The sequence below is a fragment of the Bradyrhizobium sp. NAS80.1 genome (genome assembly GCF_001908205.1).
Classification (GTDB): domain Bacteria; phylum Pseudomonadota; class Alphaproteobacteria; order Rhizobiales; family Xanthobacteraceae; genus Bradyrhizobium.
Window position 1 is genome coordinate 1 of record NZ_LGHL01000371.1, and the last position, 2,547, is coordinate 2,547.

Annotated in this window: 3 protein-coding genes; 1 reads left to right on the top strand and 2 read right to left on the bottom strand. The window is 56.5% G+C overall.

All coding sequences use genetic code 11. From position 1 onward, the window contains the following. Positions 1-163: 163 nt before the first annotated feature. The gene (locus tag AC629_RS43515) at positions 164-874 is read right to left on the bottom strand and encodes a sterol desaturase family protein (protein WP_168195751.1); all 711 of its coding nucleotides are present in this window, start codon (positions 872-874) and stop codon (positions 164-166) included. A gap of 323 nt (positions 875-1,197) precedes the next feature. On the opposite strand from AC629_RS43515, the gene AC629_RS43520 reads away from it, so the two are divergent. Beyond that, positions 1,198-1,494: a hypothetical protein gene (locus AC629_RS43520; protein ID WP_084810741.1), complete on the top strand. Its 297-nt coding sequence runs from the start codon at positions 1,198-1,200 to the stop codon at positions 1,492-1,494. A gap of 264 nt (positions 1,495-1,758) precedes the next feature. Here AC629_RS43520 and AC629_RS43525 read toward each other — a convergent pair whose 3' ends face one another. Continuing rightward, on the bottom strand, positions 1,759-2,241 hold the full coding sequence (locus AC629_RS43525) for a phage terminase small subunit P27 family (protein WP_084810740.1): 483 nt from the start codon (positions 2,239-2,241) through the stop codon (positions 1,759-1,761). Positions 2,242-2,547 lie beyond the last annotated feature (306 nt).

The window sequence follows — 2,547 nt, forward strand, 5'->3', positions numbered from 1 at the left end:
GGCGTGATCGCCGACCTACAGCAGAAACGGGACGCGATGCATCCCACCGCAAGCGTGATTGCCGACTCGCAGCAGATGCAGGACTTCTTGCAGCAGATGCGGGACTTGATGCACCCCCACCGTCCTGCCCTCGGAGTAAGGCCGCCTCAATTGGCGTCCTCTTTCATTCCAAATGTCGCTTGTTGGCCCCATCGCGCCATTTTGCTGTCGTGCAGAAATTACGTTGCTTTTGGAGCGAAGCGGACATCAGCTGGCAGGCAAAGCCCGCTGACTCGGTCGAAAATGACCCAGGACGGACATGCGTCACGTAGAATTCCCGCCCTTTTGAGTTCTGTTGAACCGAAATATTAGAGTCGTCTGATTCTATGCAACCGGCATCCGACCCTCGATAGGTGCCGAGAAGCCTATCCCAGAAGAGGCGGATCACGGCAAAATTTCTGTTCGCGTGCCGGTGATGAATGAAGTGCAGCTCCTGCATCCGTCTGAACCACGCAAATCGCTGAAGCCGCGATCCCTCCACGTGGTATTCCTTGTCGAAAAAGACGTGCGCATAAAACGATGCCGCGCTTCCGATGACCATCGCCACAAAAAGACTGAGCGGCAGCAGGAAATATGCGCATCCGCCGACGAGAAACAAAGGGATAAAGAAAAACGGTGTGTTGTTGCCCTCGTCACCGAGGTAGGTTCGTGAGACGAGATGATCTTTGGAATAATAGGTGTGATGGAAGTCGATGTGATTATGAAAGAATCGGCCGCCCATGGGATGGTGACCGAGTTTATAATGCATCACTGTCTGCGCAAATGACATAACCAAATGCGTAGCGATGGCAGTCAGGAGAAAGAGCGGGACTTCAGGAAGTAGCCACGATGTCATTGAAGCATCAGCCTTCCGTCGCCCTAAAAAGATTATAACGCACTTTGCCTGCGATTGGCGCATAGGACGGCGCTCGTAGTCAGCTATTTTTCGGCCCTTAGCGGACTTCACGCAAAGCGTCGTAACTTCCGCTTCTGGGCCCTTCGCGTCATTTCGTTGCGACGCAGTAAGCAGATCGCTTTCGGGGAGGAGCAGACGTCGAACGGTAGCCGAAGCCCGCAGAGTTGGTCGAGAATGACCCATCTCGGAAGTAGGCCCTAGTCCAGCAGGGGCCCGATATGCTTTGATGCGTGGGGCTGGAACTGAGACGCATGGGTGGCGTCATGTACATAGTCATTCGAAAGTACACGAAGGTTCGCTCGGTTGCGGATGCTGCTCGCCGCGCCAAAAGCGGCATCGTTCAGATCCTAAGGAAATCGCACGGATTTAGATCTTATTATGTACTGGATGGGGGCGAAGGCGTCGGTGTCGCTGTGATGATATTCGAGGACCGCGAAAGCGCCAATGCGGCGAACGAAAAAGTACTGGGGTTTGTTAAAGCAAGCCTTTATGACCTTAATCTTGGAGACCCCGAAATCATCGCCGGGGAAGTTTTGGTGAATATAGAATCTGATGCGTAATTATTCGTAAAGGCTACTCATCCGCTACGTGCGCAAGCATGCGTCGAGAGGCGGCCGTAGCGCTCGCCAACAAGAAAAGTCGCATTCACTTTGACCTTTACGGGTGAACGCCAAGGCTTCACTCAGAAAATTGTCCAGAGGAGTGCACGCGCGATGTCGCCTGTTGGCCCGGCTCGGACCTACAGAGAAGTCTGCATTTGTGCCGCTATCGGCGTAAGAGCGGACGCGGCCTCCCTCCTTGACGAGCGGACGGGTTCAGCTTGACTAGCCGAGCAAGCCGTCGAACTTGCCCGGCGATTTCGGATGAACACCGACGGCGAGCCTGCTGCGGGCGACAGGTGTTAGGCCGAATTCGCCCGCATACCGCAGCATATCGGCCGCTGCGTCGGCAGCGATCTTGACCAGCGGATTACGACGCGCGTTACCGTCCGCGCTCTTGACCAATAGACCGTGCATGCTGTCGTCGCGGTTGGCCATGCGCTCCAATGCTTCCTGAGCCTGCCGCCAAAGCTGATAACTCGTGCAATAGGCGGCCAATACCGCGATATCGACCGCAGTCAGCAAGCCAAGCCTGTGAAGCTCCGGCCCGACGCGCCACCATTCGTCGGCCGCATAACCCGTCACGAAAGGCGGCGGCTCCGGACATTGCGGATCGACGGCGGGCTGCGGCTCGGGCCGCAACGGCCGCTTGCTTGGATTGCCGCGCAGGATGCGCAGTTGCAGCGGGATCGGAGGCGGTCCGGACATGGAAACACCTGTTCAGCAAACTTCGGTGGTTGAAACCTGAAGGTATTCCTTCCGAAAAAACCCGCAACCTGCGGCCGCTAACGTTGGACCGCCGCCGCGTTCGGGGATTGGTCCCTTCCGATTTCCAGAACCCGCCCCCCCCGGCTCTTTGAGGGAACTATGCCCAACACAATCCTCTCGCACCGCACCGTCGGAACAACATTACAACCGAGAAGATCGCGGAACGAAAAGGTTGGCTAGCCCTTTCCCGCTATTGGGAGGTGCCCATGATTGCTCAGGCTAGAGACGGCGCGTGTGCGTTCGCTT